We start from the raw sequence: 15,637 nt of genomic DNA, 5'->3' as shown, positions 1-15,637 counted from the left end.
GGAGGGGAAGCATGGGAGCTATTGAAGGAATTTTAACAGGTTTTGAAGTGGCCTTTAGTTGGGAAGGTATTCTATTCGTATTATTAGGTGTGTTTGTAGGTACATTTATCGGAATGCTACCTGGACTTGGTCCTATTAGTGCGATTGCGATAATGATTCCGATTACGTACGGAATGGATCCGACTTTAGCGCTGGTTATGATGGCAGGTGTTTATTATGGTGCGGTATTTGGTGGTTCGACATCCTCTATATTGTTGAATGCGCCAGGCATTTCAGGAACTGTTGCATCATCATTTGATGGATACCCGATGGCGCAGCAGGGTAAAGCAGGGAAAGCACTAGCGATTGCGGCTATCTCCTCATTTGCCGGTGGAACCATTAGTGTTGTATTACTGATGATTTTTGCACCGATGTTGGCGAGTGTGGCGATCTCGTTTGGACCACCTGCTTATTTCGCTTTAATGTTACTAGGTCTTACTGCCATTGCTAGTTTATCAGAAGGCTCAACGATTAAAGCACTTATTTCAGCAGTTGTTGGTTTTATGATTGCAACAATTGGAATTGATCCTCAAACAGGAACAGGTCGATTCACATTTGGTAGCATGAATTTATTAGATGGTATTGATTTTCTAGTCATTGCTTTAGGGTTATTTGCCATTGCAGAAGTTTGTTATTTAGTTATGAGTCGTCATAAATCTGCAACTGGTTCTGGAAAAGAAATTGGCAGCTTAAAATTATCTAAAGATGATGTGAAGGAAATGAGTGGTCCGGTGGGCCGCCAATCTTTACTTGGATTTATCTTAGGTATTTTACCAGGTGCCGGTGCAACTATTGCATCGTTTATTAGTTACATTGCTGAGAAGCGAATTGCTAAGAAGCCAGAAGAGTTTGGAAAAGGATCGGTTAAAGGGCTAGCTGCTCCAGAAGCATCTAACAATGCTGCGACTAGTGGTGCGTTTGTACCGTTATTAAGTCTTGGTATTCCAGGTTCAGGTACGACAGCCGTTATGTTAGGTGCATTCTTAGTATTAGGATTACAACCAGGACCAATGTTAATGGGAGATCGCCCTGAAGTTTTCTGGGGTATTATTGCTAGTATGTATATCGGTAACATTTTTCTATTGGTCTTAAATTTACCATTAATTCCTTATATCGCTAGAATTTTAACCATTCCTAGACCACTATTAATTTCGTTAGTCTTAATGTTTAGTTTAATTGGGGTATATGCAATTAGTTTCAGTGTTTTTGACTTGTATTTATTATTAGCATTCGGTGTCATCGGTTTCTTGATGCGAATGTTTGCATTCCCAGCTCCACCTTTTATTTTAGCGTTTATCCTAGGTGGTATGATGGAACAATCTTTTAGACAATCGATGACAATTTCCAATGGAAGTATTTCTATTATGTTTGAAAACAATATTTCACTCGTTTTAATTATTTTATCTGTGCTTTCATTTGCCTTCCCGATTGCCAAAAGTATCTGGTCTAAGAAAAAAGCTAGTTAAAGGTAATTGCATATGAGAAAGTTATAGCTATTGTTCGTGATAGTACTGGCGGTCAGGCTATCAAAGAGGAAGTGGGGTGGGAAATATATTATTTAATATTAGATGTTTTCGCTTGCAGTAATGGGGAGATCAGATAAAAGTTTTAGCCTGGTATGATAACGAATGGGCTTACTCCTGTCGAGTAGCAGAGCTTTCTGCTTATATGAAGGCGAGGATAATTGAAAATGAGAAATTACTAAAGTCTTCCTAATAGGGGTGTTGTTGTCTGTGTATATTGTGAAAGTGTTGTAGAAACGTTCCCTTCTTCAAAAGTAACCACTCTTTATGCTATGTGCAGCCCGAATTGCATAGAACAAGAGAACGAAAGGAATGAGAAATATGAAGACGCTTAATGAGATGGATGCGCTTTATTCTAGAAAGGTATACAATAACTTATCTGTATCAGAGCTAGTCGAAAAGTCCATTTCGCTAAAGGAATCAATACTAACAGAGAAAGGGGCGCTTCATGCCTATACAGGAGAGTTTACAGGTAGGTCACCAAAGGATAAATATATTGTAGAAGATTCCGTTACAAAAGGACGGGTGAAGTGGGGGAAAATCAACCAACCGATTTCTGAGCAAACATTTGATTCACTTTACAAAAAAGCGTTAGCCTATATGTCTGGTCGAGAGCTGTTTATGTTTGAAGGAGCAGCCGGTGCTGACCCAAACCACCAAATCTCCATTCGGGTGATCAATGAATTAGCCTGGCATAATCTATTCGTGAAGCAACTATTAATTCAACATGAAGAGCATGATTCAGGAAAAAAGGAACCTGATTTTTCAATAATTTGTCTGCCTGGATTAAAAGCCGATCCAATGAAGGATGAGCTTCATTCAGAAACATTCATATCTATTTCATTTGAAAGAAGAATCGTGCTCATTGGCGGTACTGCCTACGCAGGTGAAATGAAAAAATCTGTATTCAGTGTGCTTAATTTTTTGTTGCCATTTGAAGGCATATTGCCTATGCATTGTTCTGCTAATATGGGTGACAGTCCTGACGATGTGGCATTGTTTTTTGGCTTATCAGGAACAGGAAAAACAACACTGTCAGCAGATCCAAATCGTAAGCTTATCGGTGATGATGAGCATGGCTGGTCCGATACCGGTGTCTTTAATTTTGAAGGGGGCTGTTATGCTAAATGTATCGGGCTATCTCAGGAACAAGAACCACAAATATGGAGGGCAATTAAATATGGTTCTGTTTTAGAGAACGTAGTGATTGATCCTGAAACTAGATTGTTAGATTTTGATGCTAACACATATACGGAAAACACCCGTGCTGCTTATTCGATTGAAAACATCCCTGGAGCGGTTAGCCCGAGCATTGCTGGTCATCCGAAAGTGATTATTTTTCTTACAGCGGATGCATTCGGTGTACTTCCGCCGATTTCGAAGTTGAAGAAAGAACAGGCTATGTATCATTTCTTGAGCGGGTATACATCGAAACTTGCTGGTACGGAGAGGGGCGTTACGGAACCGGAAGCTACTTTTTCCACCTGTTTTGGTGAACCGTTCCTACCGCTTGACCCTAATATATATGCTGAGTTACTTGGTAAAAAAATTGATGACCATGATGTACGTGTTTATCTTGTAAATACTGGGTGGTCCGGCGGTGCATATGGAGTCGGTGAAAGAATAAAATTAGCAAACACTCGTACCATGGTTCGGGCAGCAATTAATGGTGATTTGGAGAAAGTTAATTACCAACAAGATTCTCATTTCGGTTTATTTATTCCAGAAACAATAGCAGGGGTTCCGACAGAAATATTAAACCCTCGTCAAACATGGGGAAACAAAAACGCTTATGACAAAAAAGCACAAGAGTTAGCAGAAAGGTTTATTTCCAATTTCGAACGCTTTTCTAATGTAATGCCAGAAATAAAACAAGCAGGACCGAAAATTTAATCAATAGGTAGAACAGGTAGAAATATATATAAATGTGATAATAAAGAGTTTTAAATAATTAGAGTTGTGTAAAGGATTTTAACTTTAAGTGGAGATATAAAATCAAGAAGCTCTACAAGACGAACATAAATTAATACAAAGCCGCTTCAAAAAGAGAATAAAAATGTAATAAAAGCGTAAAAATTTATTACCGTCAAAAAAATAACAAGTCATTATTCTGATGAACAAGGAACCTTTCTCTACAGTAAAAGGGCTCATTGCATTACCCGTAGACGTTTATGAGGTGAGTTTGGTAGTCTGGTTGATTTTGAATGGATTTCATAAGCAAAAAATTGAAAAACTGAAAGCGAATTAATGATTTCAAAAGATAGGAGTTCAGAGGTTTGAGCTCCTTTTTTGTTTTATACAAAACAATATGGAATAGTTGTTTACCATAAAATGACAACATATTGTTAAACAAGCAATTGACCATAACTTTTATGCCTTCTTATATATTGTAAGCACAAAGTTCCTTAAGCTAAGAGTTTGATTTATACCCACCATTTCATTTATATTCTTTTCATTGTCTTTCTCTTTATAGGAAAAAGTACCCATTTACCTAAATGTTAAATGACAAGATTTATAAATATTTTTATTAAACTAAAGGGTGTCGGGTGTCTTGAATTCAACAAGGGAAATGACGGTAATAAAATAAGATGTAGAAGTAACAAATGCTTGATTCCTGCTTGTCTCTAGAGGAAAGGTGCAGCAATTCTCCTAAAGAATGTTCCTTGCTCAAGAACGTAAATCATCATGCTAAGATGGAACCTTTTATTATTAATCCAAATTCTCTTTTGGTTTTTCTATATGCTCTCTATTTTTAACCTCAGTAAATATGTTATCTGGAACACTTGCGTTGGTTTGCCCTCTTTCATTAGGAGGGTTAGATTGATTTGATTCGATCAGCGATTTCAGCATCTCAATATCCTCTTTCGTAGCATATTGTTTATTAGACTTTAACATATATCCTAACTGTCCGTTCGATTCGATTGTAGCCCATTTTAAATCAGAAAAATGCTGAATGTTTTGTTGTCTCAGACGTACTTCAAGCATATCAACCGTTAACCGTAGCTTCTTTAAATTGCTTTCATTAATTTGGCCGTCTTCGACTACTATAAGTGATTTACCATAAATAAAAGTCTCAAGCGTATCCGATTTCAAAACGATATACTCAATAAAGAGAAGAGTACTTACCATTAGAAAGGTGATCACCATTGTAATCCAAATGTTCCTGTCGCCAACAGGTTGAATAATCAATGAACCAACAGCTATCATCATGACAGTCTGAGCAACGGTAAGCTGTGAGATTGATTTTCTTCCAGCTAACCGCAAAATCAGGATGCCTCCTATGACGACGACAATAGCTTTCCATATGAAATGTAAATCCACAAACATCCCCTCTTTTCAAACGTTGCTAAAAATATATTTACGATCTATTGCTTATTGTGGATGATATTCATTACTTTATTCTTCAAATGACAACCATTAAAGCTTTTTCCTATTTTCAACGTTTTCAATCGTTTCTCCGAGAAGAATATTATATAATCTGCTCTTAGGCTCATATATTTTTTGAGAAGGCCATAGTCCATGATGTCCTGAGAATAGATAGCTGACTAAACAAGCAACAAAAAAGTATTCTAATCCTTTTCCATCAAACATCTCCATGGACAGCAGGAAAGCTGCTATAGGAGTATTAGCTCCTCCACAAAAAACAGCGATTAATCCTAATGCAGCGAGAAATGATATCGGTAAATCAATGAACGTGTGTAAGGCATTACCTAATGTTGCCCCGATGAAAAATAAAGGGATAGCTTCCCCGCCAACAAATCCGCTGCCAAGGGTTACCGCAGTAAATGCTAGCTTGGCCAGAAAAGCAAATGGTGGAATGTCTTCATTAAAAGATTGCTCCAACATCTCTAATCCCCGGCCGTTATAGTCTTGTGAACCAATAAGCAATGTTAATACTACAATGATGATTCCTCCAAAAAAGGCTTTTTTCATGTGATTTTTTTTGAAAAGCTTCTCCGAGATTTTTTCTATCCCATGTCTCAATTGACAGTATAAAACACTTATCAGGCTAAAAAGGACGGATAGCAGAATAACGATTATAAAGGTAGTAATAGTTATTTCCGGTACGGTTTGTATGATAAATTCCTCATGTTTATGTCCCCAGGCTACTGTAGTTATATAATGGCCAACAAAGCTTGCGGTAAGACAAGGAACAAATGCTTCCAATTTCATTTTTCCTAAAGTAGCCATTTCCATGCCAAAAACAGCCCCGGTGATTGGCGCTCCAAAGGCAGCACCAAAACCAGCACTTATACCGCTCATCATAAAAATTTTCTTATCGAACTTGCTTACCTTAAAGTATTTGTTGACCGCTGCAGCTACACTCCCTCCCATTTGGACAGCAGCACCTTCCCTACCTGTAGAACCCCCAAAAAGGACGGTAATAAAAGTCGCGAAATAGACGATAGGCCCCATTCTCAGCGGTACCTCTTTTTTTTCATGAACGGAGTCTATCACGAGATTATTTAGCTTAGAAGTATCATTCAACGTATTATTCGAAAATACCTTTCCGTAGTTCATATAGATGTATCCTATGATTATTCCACCAAAGGGAAGAAGGAAGATAAGCCAATCTCTTTTTGCTCGTATCTCATCACCTAGATAATCGTTTGTCTCTAAAAGGAAATAGGTTGTTGAGCCGACAACTGTACCAATTATGCTTCCAAAGATAATCCATAGAACCAGAACGGAAAAAAAGTTTTTATACTTTAACAACATTCACCCATTCGCCTCTTTTCTTTCTCTTAGGGGATCTCATTCTATAGTTTCCTGTCGTATTAAAATTATTAAAAGAAATGGTGAATAGCCAATTACGAAAGAAGCCAAATGGGATCAGAAGTAGAAGGCACGTTGTTTGAAGGAAGCGGATCAGTTAAGGGTGATCTATAATCTTTATCTATAAGAAAAATATTAAATATGGAAGACCTTGCTTCTTCAACCGAGCCAGAGTCGGAGCCATGGGATACGCCAGATGCAGGATATGACTAGTGGGATCGTTCAACTTTTGCAGCAAGTTCTTACGGTATGAAGAAAGTAAATGTAGAATGGTGCGAAATCTACTGCTTCGTACAGTTTGTGGAGCAAGATAATCGCTATTATAAAGTCGACGTGAACAAGTCTTCGAATCAGAGGTATCCATGTTTTCGGTTAAATCGATTTCCTTCTCAAATGAAGCGGACATCAAGTCAGTTCTTGATCATTTATGAGTTTCGCTGTGGCTGTTTGAATACATCGTCCTGCCACAGTTGATACAGATAGATGATAAGCGAAAAACCGACCATCATAGCAACAATAGCTATTGTAGGCAAAGTCGATTCACTCGAAACAAGCCCCATCCGTTGCCCTACCGGATAAACGAGGTACATATATAACCCGTCCAAAAGTATATTGACAGTCAAATACACCCAAAATTTCCCGAAAGTAAAGTGGAATACCCAGATAACTATAACTAAATATGCTCCATACACCCAAGGAACCGGGACGACTTTATCCCATCCGAAAAGACTGGAATCCGTCTCTTCCCACCATCCGTAATGGTAAGCCGCTTGATATGCCAAGGTATGTATAACGGTCATAAATAGAGCGACTGGCATGTACCTGCGCACCGTTTCCATTTTCAAAAAAAACAAGGACGCCCAAGGCAATATCAAAAGTGACCATAGAATAATCTGGTTCATGTTAGTAATACCCCCAAATAGTTTTATGTGTAGTGTTAGTCTCGGTTCATATATTTATGCAATTTATCCGATGAAAAGTAACTGAAACACCGAGTTGGTTAAGCAGAATAACTCTCTGACTTCACTGGATAATACCTTCTCTTGACTGGAAATGAAGACTTATCCTGTGAAGCGGACCCATTATCCCGTCTACAGCGTGGCATATCCCGTGAAGATAATTGAGAAATCGCAATTTCACACCATCACATGTTAGAAGCAAAATCGAACTAAGCCACCCTTTTCTATCTATTCTTATGGTTACCACTTTTAATTAAAAATGTGGTAAGATTATCACCGAATTAACTAAATGTAACCGCTAAATATTTTGGAAAATAGCCGATAGGAGAAATTTAATGTGAAGCCGAAAATTTCAGATGTTGCTAAAGTTGCGGGTGTTTCACCAACAACTGTTTCTAGAGTTTTGAATAATCGAGGTTATATAGGAGAAGAGACTAGAAAAAAAGTAGATGAGGCGATGAAACAACTTAATTATTTTCCTAATGATGTGGCAAGGTCGTTGTTTATCAAGAAAACATTCTTAATTGGTGTTATTTTTCCTACTACAACGAATCCATTTTATGGACAACTTATTTTTTATATAGAAAATATTGCAGCATCTTTAGGATATAAAATTTTGTTGTGTAATAGTCAAGGGCAAGAAGATAAAGAGAGAAGTTATTTGAGGATGCTTCAAAGAAATCAAGTGGATGGAATCATAGCTGGAGCTCATAATCGAGGCGTAAAGGAATACGATATACCAACTCTCCCAGTTGTTGGAGTTGACCGTTATTTGTCGGAAAATATTCCTGTTGTTTCAAGTGATAATTATGATGGAGGAAGACAAGCCACCCAGTTATTAATTAACAAAGGCTGTCGAAACATTATTCATATTAATGGTCCGAGTTATTTAGAGACTCCAGCCAATTTAAGAAGAAAAGCATATGAGGATGTTATGAAGGACAATCAATTGACCCCTATTACCTATGAAACAGAGGGAGATAATCAAGCAGTCATCAAACAATTATTCGATGAAAACCCACTAGTAGAGAGTATTTTTGCCAGTGATGATCTAATTGCCTCAGCGGTCATGAGAGAAGCTAAAATGAGGAAAAGAAACATACCTTCTGATTTTAAAGTTATTGGCTATGACGGGACAGAGACAACTAGATTACTACTACCTGAATTAAGTACGATCCAACAACCGATAAGAGAGATTGCTGAAAAAACGATTGATATTTTAATGAAAGAAATAAATGAAGAAGGGGATCATAGTCAGATGGAAACCATCTTACCTGTTAGATTGATAGAAAGCGAGACAACCTAACACAGTGGGGTGGTCTATTTATTTGAATTATATGTCATCCGGTTGACATATGAAACCGGATGACATATAATTTCGGTGTAGGCGGTTACATATTAATGCGAGGAGGTTATTAGAAATGAAAAAGGTTATGTTTTTAACTGTTTTAGTTTTGATGGCAATTATTATTACAGCTTGTGGTGGAGAAGAGGAATCATCAAATGCTAATGATAATGAAGTATCTCTTTGGGTCCACACTTCAGATGAAACGCCTGAAGGGGAAGCAATGCAAAGTATTATTGATCGATTTAATGAAGAGAATGAAGGAACATACTCCGCTAAGATTGAGTTTATTCCGAGGAGTGGAGCTGGAGGCGGATACGAAGATAAAATTAATGCCGCTTTAACAACAGATACATTACCAGATGTTTTAACCTTGGATGGACCTAATACAGCGGCATATGCAGAGGCCGGAATGATTGCGCCAATAGGTGATTATATAACAAATAAAGATGACTTATTACCAAGTATTATTCAACAAGGTACCTATGACGATCAATTATATGCGGTAGGGTATTCAGAATCTGGTGTTGGAATCTTCTATAATAAACAAATGCTCGAAGAAGCAGGTATTGATTTATCTACGTTACCAACCGTTGAAGAACCTTGGGATTGGAATCAATTTATGGAGCTTAGTGAAACGTTAGTTAATACTCACGATACTGCTGCAATTGATATGGGTTTTGATGATAAAAGTGAATGGTTAATGTATGCCTTCTCACCATTTTTATGGTCGCAAGGTGGAAATTTAGTGTCTGAAGATGGTTCGACAGCGGAAGGTCATTTTAATGATGAAAACTCAGTCAAAACATTTCGTTTTATTCAGGAAATGGTCAAAGAGGGATACACGACAATTACTCCAGTTGAAAAAGGATTCCATACGGCTGAGTACCCAATGAAGTTCGGCGGATCATGGACAATTGCTGAAATGGAGGACTATCCAGATGTGGAATATGGTGTTATGCCATACCCGACATCTCCGGATACAGACGAATTAGTATCTCCATCAGGTAGCTGGCAATATGCGATGGCTGCTTCATCTGAAAAGCAGGAAGCTGCTGGTGCATTGATTGATTTTATGACATCCACAGAATCTTTAACGGAAATTACTTTAGCGAATAGTGTTCTTCCGGCAGCTCATTCAGTTGTTGAAGAGGTGCAAGATAAAGTTTCACCTCAAATGAATGTCTTAATTCAACAAAACCAAAATTCGGCGCATGCTAGACCAGTTTTACCTAACTATCCGCAGGTAAGCAGAGTTTTCCAACAGACGGTCAGCGATGCCGCTTATTATGAAGAAAATAGTGATGTACAAAAATTGTTAGATGAAAAAACCGGTCAAATGGAAAAAGCGTTGAAATAAGATAGGTTACTCCGGCTTGGTTTGACCCAAGTCGGAATCTTTAAAAGGAGTTTTGACTGATGAATACTAATAAGAGAGAGAATTTAGCAGCATATGCGTTTTTAACACCTGCTCTAATATTATTAGGAACCTTCCTAGTTATACCTGCCTTAATGGCCATTTATTATGCTTTTACGGATTATTATTTATTAACACCAGATCAGCGTCAATTTATTGGATTGCAAAATTTCATTGAAATCTTTAAAGATCCAATTTTTATTCAAAGTTTAAAAAATATCGTCCTATTTGTTGTTTTCGTCATTCCCATACAAGTAGGTGCAGCTTTAGGATTAGCGTTATTAATTAATAAACCGAGAAAAGGAAATATATTTTTCAAGATTGCCTACTTTTCTCCAGTAGTTTTGTCATTAGTTGTTATATCCGTCCTGTGGTTATATCTATTAAATCCATCAGAAGGTTTGATTAATAGCTTATTAGCAAATATCGGAATAGAAGCTCAGCCTTTCTTAAGCAGTCCAAAGCAAGCGATGATAACCATTGTGTTTGTGTCCGCTTGGCAGGGTGCAGGCTATCAGATGTTAATTTTTCTAGCGGGGCTTCAAAATATCCCATCTACCGTGTATGAAGCAGGTAAAATTGATGGGGTTAACAAATGGCAGAACTTTTTTCATATTACGTTGCCTTTGTTAAAGCCCACTTCTGTTTTAATTATGATTACGACCTTAATCTCAGCATTTAAATTAATCATCCAACCGATGGTGATGACACAAGGTGGACCAATGAATTCTACCATGACACCGGTCTATTATATTTACCAATCGGGATTCTCCGATCGAATGATAGGATACGCGAGTGCGATGACGGTTATTTTTGGAATAATCATTGGAATCATAACATTGCTGCAAAGCAGGTTAACAAAGGAGGATGACATGTAATGAACAAGAAGCTTAAGAAATCAATTGAATATTTTTTCCTGATTTTGTTAGCTTGTATATTTATCTTTCCTATGTTGTGGATGGTCGTTTCTTCCATGAAACCTGAAGCAGAGATTTATCTTGATATGGGCGGCATACAATCCTTACTTCCTTCACTTGATGTTTCTCAATGGTTTCTAACATATAAAGAATTATTTTCAAGATTTAATGTTCCTCAATATGTAATCAATAGTATTATCTATGCATTAACAATTACGGTGGGTTCTATTATGGTTAATGCGATGGCAGGGTTTGCTTTTGCAAAATTTGAGTTTAGAGGGAAGAAGTTGTTATTCGGTGTATTACTAGTTTTGTTAATTGTCCCAGTGGAAACAATTATCATTACCCAGTTTACCGTGGCACACACGTTAGGCATTCTTAATACACGATTAGCGGTTGTGTTACCGATGATTGGAAACATGTTTTTCATTTACTTGTTTAGGAACTTTTTTAAGGCGGTACCAGATGAAATTATTGAATCGGTCAAATTAGATGGAGCAAACAATTGGGTTGTTTTTTGGAAGATTATATTACCAATGTCTAAACCTGCAGTGGCTACTGTCGGAACACTATCCTTTATCGCTAGTTGGAATGATTACTTATGGCCATTAATGGTATTAACAGATACAGATAAGTTTCCACTCCAAGTAGCTATTACAAATATTAATACAACCCAGCCTGTTTATACAAATCAGGTAATGGCAATCCTTACGATTTCAACGATACCACTAATTATCGTATATATATTTGCTCAGAAGTATATACTTCAGGGACTTGGTGGATCTGGAACGGGAATTAAATAGAGAAAATTATTTACAGGGGGATAATGATGTACACACTAAAACAAGCGAATACTTATATTGAGGAAAATAGGGAGCGTGTCATAGCTGACTATAGAAATGACTATCATGCAATGGCACCGATTGGGTGGATTAATGATCCAAACGGATTTATATATTATAAAGGTGAATATCATTTATTTTATCAATATTATCCGTATAAAGCGGTATGGGGACCCATGCACTGGGGTCATTCAAAAAGTAAAGACTTAGTAAACTGGGAAACTGTTCCTGTCGCACTAGCCCCAGATCAATCATATGACAAAGATGGTTGTTTTTCTGGAACAGCTATCGAAAAGGATGGAAAGCTCTATCTAATGTACACGGGTCATATCGAGGGTGAGACAGAAGAAGATATTAGACAAGTGCAATGTATTGCTGTTTCCTCAGATGGTATTAATTTTGAGAAAGTGGAACAAAATCCGGTTATAACGGAAGCTGATTTGCCGGAAAATGCAAAACCACAGGACTTCAGAGACCCGAAAGTAGTGAAGAAGGGTGATTTCTATTATTCCTTAATTGCTTCCAAAAAAGAAGATGGTGGAGGACAAATTCTACTATATAAATCGAAGGATTTACTTGATTGGGAGTTTGTTTCTGTCATGTTAAACGGGGAAATAGATGAGGGACCGATGTGGGAGTGCCCTGATATATTCGAATTAGATGGTAAGGATGTTCTGCTGTTCTCAGTCGAAGGATTGCCTAAAAAAGAAAATAATTTCCTGAATACGCACTCCGTTCTCGCTATTGTTGGAGAAATGGATTGGGAAAAAGGAATTTTCCATAAAGAAACGGTTGAAGAATTGGATTATGGTCTAGATTTCTATGCTCCACAAACGATTGAAGATGACAAAAATAGAAGAATCATGATTTCCTGGATGCAAATGTGGGGAAGAAACATTCCAACGGAGACGGAACAACATGGTTGGGCTGGTTCGATGACATTGCCTAGGGAACTTTTTACACAAAACAATCATGTCTATCAAAGACCTGTTGCAGAAATCAAAAATTACTATACCAATAAACAAAGTTACAAGACGATTAAATTATCAGATGAAACAAAAGCGTTTGAGGAATTATCAGCTGAAGTTAGTGCTATTGAATTAGTATTAGATGTAAAAGCTGGGAAAAGATTTGACCTAGAAGTTCGTTCCAATCAGGTTGAGAAAACACTAGTAAGCTATGATTGTGAAACAAGCTTTCTAGAACTAAATCGGATAGACAGTGGTATCGAGCTTGTCGGTAATGAAGAGGAACATGTGTATAAACGCTCCGTTTATTGCGAGCCAGAAAATAATAAAATTGAATTAGAGATTTTCCTTGACCGGGCCTCAATAGAAGTTTTTGCAAATCATGGCAAATACACGTTAACGTCTACTATTTATCCAACACAAAAGGCGGATCATATAAAAATCATCGCTGAAGGTGAAATAGAGGTTGATCGTCTGGATAAATGGGATATCGAGGTTTAACGATGAAAAAGGTATATACAATTGGAGAGGCTCTCATAGATTTTATTCCTCACGAAGTAGACGTTTCTATGAGTGAGGTCGAAAGTTTTAAAAAGGTACCTGGAGGCGCACCTGCTAATGTTGCAGCTACCATTGCAAAACTGGGAGGAAAGAGTGCTTTCATTGGTCAAGTTGGTGAAGATATGTTTGGCTACTACTTAAAAAATGTATTAGCTGAGAATAGAGTAGATGTTACCCACATGTTACAAACGAATAAAGCCAACACGGCATTAGCATTTGTTGCGTTAAAACAGGGCGGCGAACGAGAATTTGCTTTTTACCGGAAACCTAGTGCTGATATGCTTCTAGAAAGGGAGTATATAAGAACGATTCCCTTTACGGACCATGATATCTTACATTTCTGCTCTGTCAGTTTGATTGAAAGTGAAGTGAAATATGCCCATATCGAAGCAATCAAAAAAATAAAGGAAGAAGATGGATTAGTAGTTTTTGATCCTAATGTAAGACAAAACCTTTGGGATAATCAAGTATTATATGCTCAAACGATTCAAGCATTTATTCCTTATGCGGATATTTTAAAAGTAAGTGATGAAGAGCTAAGATTCATTACAGGAGAAGATACAGAAGAAGAAGGAATTAACCATCTATTGTCTCAACCTATTCAGTTATTAATTCTAACAAAAGGTAAAAAGGGTGTGACGTTCTTTATAGGTGGAAAGAAAATAAGTGTGCCAGGATTTGATGTTCATTCCATGGATACAACGGGAGCAGGAGATTCTTTTATCGGCGCCTTCTTATATCAATTCTCATTAATGGATAAAAAACTTACAGACTTAACTCGAGATGAATTAGTTTCTATGGGTACCTTTGCTAACGCTGTAGCAGCAATGGTCACAACGAAACATGGTGCAATTAGTGCTTTGCCAACGACAGAGGAAGTAGAAACCTTTGTTTCCGGAAAGTAAGAGATTATAATTCAGAGCTTGTTATCATAGGGCCAGGAATTACATTAGACAAATGTTCTTTTGTAGTATCTGGGCTCTTTTGTATTATTGGTACTTACATAAGAGCTAACAATAAAATAGAATCGACAAATTATCACAATTTACGGGCGGTGACAGGCATTATTAGCCACAACACTTCTTATTGAATCTATTGAGCAAGAACAACAACGCAGGATTGTGGAAAAGGTAAATGCTACCCTTATCAAAAGAGAGTCTTGTAAAGCTATAAATCCTATTTTGTTGGTTTTATTAGGTGTACCTTAAGATAAAATTAGAATTATGAAATGGTTTTGGGACGTCACAAAACAGAGAGAAGAGAAATCGTCTAATGATGATGATTTCTCTTCTCCTTTATAATTTAATGGACCTATAAAAAAGAGCCAATGAAGAGATGTACGGCTTATTTCGTTATTTTTACCAGCATCTATTAGAAAATTTTTTGCACAATCTCCTGTTACATTAAAAAGGAAGAATGTTTTAATAGGGGAGTGTATGAAATGAGAATTGCAATATGTATAAAGCAATTCAATTCTTCACTTAGGCAATTACACACATTCCTTTCTAGAAGAATACAATAAGTAAAAACAGGAGAGGATGGGTGATGATGCCTTACACATTTCCAGTCCATATAGAAACGCACAAAATCAGTGACGGTTACAATAAAACCGTTTTTTACCCCCAAGTGGCAGCGTTGCAAAATCAGGAATTGGAAGGGTTGATTAATCATGCGATTATTGATCAAACCCAACAGCTGATAAACGAACAAATTGGAAATATGCCAACTGCAGTGGAAGAAATGATTGGATTATATGAAATAAAAAACAACCAGCGTCAAGTACTGAGTTTATCACTTTCCAATTATACGTATCACTGCCAGGCGGCACATGGGATAACCTATATAAAGTCGCTAACATTTGATCTGGAAAAAGGGGAGAAATGTGAGCTGAGTGAATTATTTAAGCCAGGAAGTAATTATGTGGAGAGACTCTCCAGCTTAGTTGATCAACAAATAAAGCAGCGGGATATCCCTCTTTTGGGCGAATTCACCGGTATTCGACCTGATCAAGACTTTTATATTGCGGACAAAACCCTTGTTATTTACTTCCAACTATATGAAATTACTCCGTATGTTTTTGGGTTCCCTATGTTCCCTATTTCGGTATATGATCTCCAGGATATTATAGTTGAAGATGGTCCACTCGGACGATTGGCTGTTAATAATTAATGTTCCTATTATAAGGATAGGTATAGGTCAAGATAGACGATAGCTGAGAGTGGTTCATTAAAAATGCTTTATTTGTTCTTTAACTTTACTCTGAAATTTATTAATATGACTGGTACAAACC

12 protein-coding genes and 1 pseudogene are annotated in these 15,637 nt (G+C 37.2%); 10 read left to right on the top strand and 3 right to left on the bottom strand.

Annotation, left to right across the window (positions count from 1 at the left end; genetic code table 11):
- Positions 1-11 precede the first annotated feature (11 nt).
- The 3 genes and pseudogenes from GI584_RS23515 to pckA all read left to right on the top strand — a co-directional run bounded on the left by GI584_RS23515 (position 12) and on the right by pckA (position 3,455).
- Positions 12-1,505 (top strand): tripartite tricarboxylate transporter permease, encoded by a 1,494-nt coding sequence (locus GI584_RS23515; RefSeq protein ID WP_153792844.1) that lies wholly within the window; start codon positions 12-14, stop codon positions 1,503-1,505.
- A 302-nt stretch (positions 1,506-1,807) separates the two neighbouring features.
- A pseudogene (locus GI584_RS24185) lies at positions 1,808-1,897 on the top strand (hypothetical protein); the annotation flags it as partial.
- Positions 1,875-3,455, top strand: coding sequence for a phosphoenolpyruvate carboxykinase (ATP) (pckA, locus tag GI584_RS23500; protein WP_153792843.1), 1,581 nt, complete (start codon positions 1,875-1,877; stop codon positions 3,453-3,455). The pseudogene GI584_RS24185 and the gene pckA, both read left to right, overlap by 23 nt.
- Before the next feature lie 816 nt (positions 3,456-4,271).
- Here pckA and GI584_RS23495 read toward each other — a convergent pair.
- The 3 genes from GI584_RS23495 to GI584_RS23485 form a co-directional block, all read right to left on the bottom strand.
- On the bottom strand, positions 4,272-4,889 hold the full coding sequence (locus tag GI584_RS23495; RefSeq protein ID WP_228552314.1) for a DUF421 domain-containing protein: 618 nt from the start codon (positions 4,887-4,889) through the stop codon (positions 4,272-4,274).
- Positions 4,890-4,979: 90 nt separating this feature from the next.
- On the bottom strand, positions 4,980-6,281 hold the full coding sequence (locus tag GI584_RS23490; RefSeq protein WP_153792841.1) for a chloride channel protein: 1,302 nt from the start codon (positions 6,279-6,281) through the stop codon (positions 4,980-4,982).
- A gap of 482 nt (positions 6,282-6,763) precedes the next feature.
- Positions 6,764-7,156, bottom strand: coding sequence for a hypothetical protein (locus GI584_RS23485; RefSeq protein ID WP_228552313.1), 393 nt, complete (start codon positions 7,154-7,156; stop codon positions 6,764-6,766).
- Positions 7,157-7,634: 478 nt separating this feature from the next.
- On the opposite strand from GI584_RS23485, the gene GI584_RS23480 reads away from it, so the two are divergent.
- The 7 genes from GI584_RS23480 (at position 7,635) to GI584_RS23450 (ending at position 15,516) form a co-directional block, all read left to right on the top strand.
- Positions 7,635-8,603 (top strand): LacI family DNA-binding transcriptional regulator, encoded by a 969-nt coding sequence (locus tag GI584_RS23480; RefSeq protein ID WP_153792839.1) that lies wholly within the window; start codon positions 7,635-7,637, stop codon positions 8,601-8,603.
- Positions 8,604-8,718: 115 nt separating this feature from the next.
- Positions 8,719-10,002: an ABC transporter substrate-binding protein gene (locus GI584_RS23475; RefSeq protein WP_153792838.1), complete on the top strand. Its 1,284-nt coding sequence runs from the start codon at positions 8,719-8,721 to the stop codon at positions 10,000-10,002.
- A gap of 59 nt (positions 10,003-10,061) precedes the next feature.
- Complete coding sequence (locus GI584_RS23470) at positions 10,062-10,937, top strand: carbohydrate ABC transporter permease (RefSeq protein WP_153792837.1); 876 nt, start codon at positions 10,062-10,064, stop codon at positions 10,935-10,937.
- Positions 10,937-11,779, top strand: coding sequence for a carbohydrate ABC transporter permease (locus tag GI584_RS23465; protein ID WP_153792836.1), 843 nt, complete (start codon positions 10,937-10,939; stop codon positions 11,777-11,779). The genes GI584_RS23470 and GI584_RS23465 overlap by 1 nt, the downstream gene beginning before the upstream one ends.
- A 26-nt stretch (positions 11,780-11,805) precedes the next feature.
- Positions 11,806-13,287: a glycoside hydrolase family 32 protein gene (locus GI584_RS23460; RefSeq protein ID WP_228552312.1), complete on the top strand. Its 1,482-nt coding sequence runs from the start codon at positions 11,806-11,808 to the stop codon at positions 13,285-13,287.
- Positions 13,288-13,289: 2 nt separating this feature from the next.
- Positions 13,290-14,252 carry a carbohydrate kinase family protein gene (locus tag GI584_RS23455; protein ID WP_153792834.1) on the top strand — a complete coding sequence of 321 codons (963 nt, stop codon included), beginning with the start codon at positions 13,290-13,292 and terminating at the stop codon, positions 14,250-14,252.
- A gap of 643 nt (positions 14,253-14,895) precedes the next feature.
- Positions 14,896-15,516 carry a DUF3298 and DUF4163 domain-containing protein gene (locus tag GI584_RS23450; protein WP_153792833.1) on the top strand — a complete coding sequence of 207 codons (621 nt, stop codon included), beginning with the start codon at positions 14,896-14,898 and terminating at the stop codon, positions 15,514-15,516.
- Positions 15,517-15,637: the final 121 nt, after the last annotated feature.

Origin of the sequence: Gracilibacillus salitolerans (assembly GCF_009650095.1) — a bacterium.
Classification (GTDB): domain Bacteria; phylum Bacillota; class Bacilli; order Bacillales; family Amphibacillaceae; genus Gracilibacillus; species Gracilibacillus salitolerans.
The sequence above is the reverse complement of the archived record's forward strand: the minus strand, read 5'-3'. Positions and strand labels throughout refer to the sequence as shown.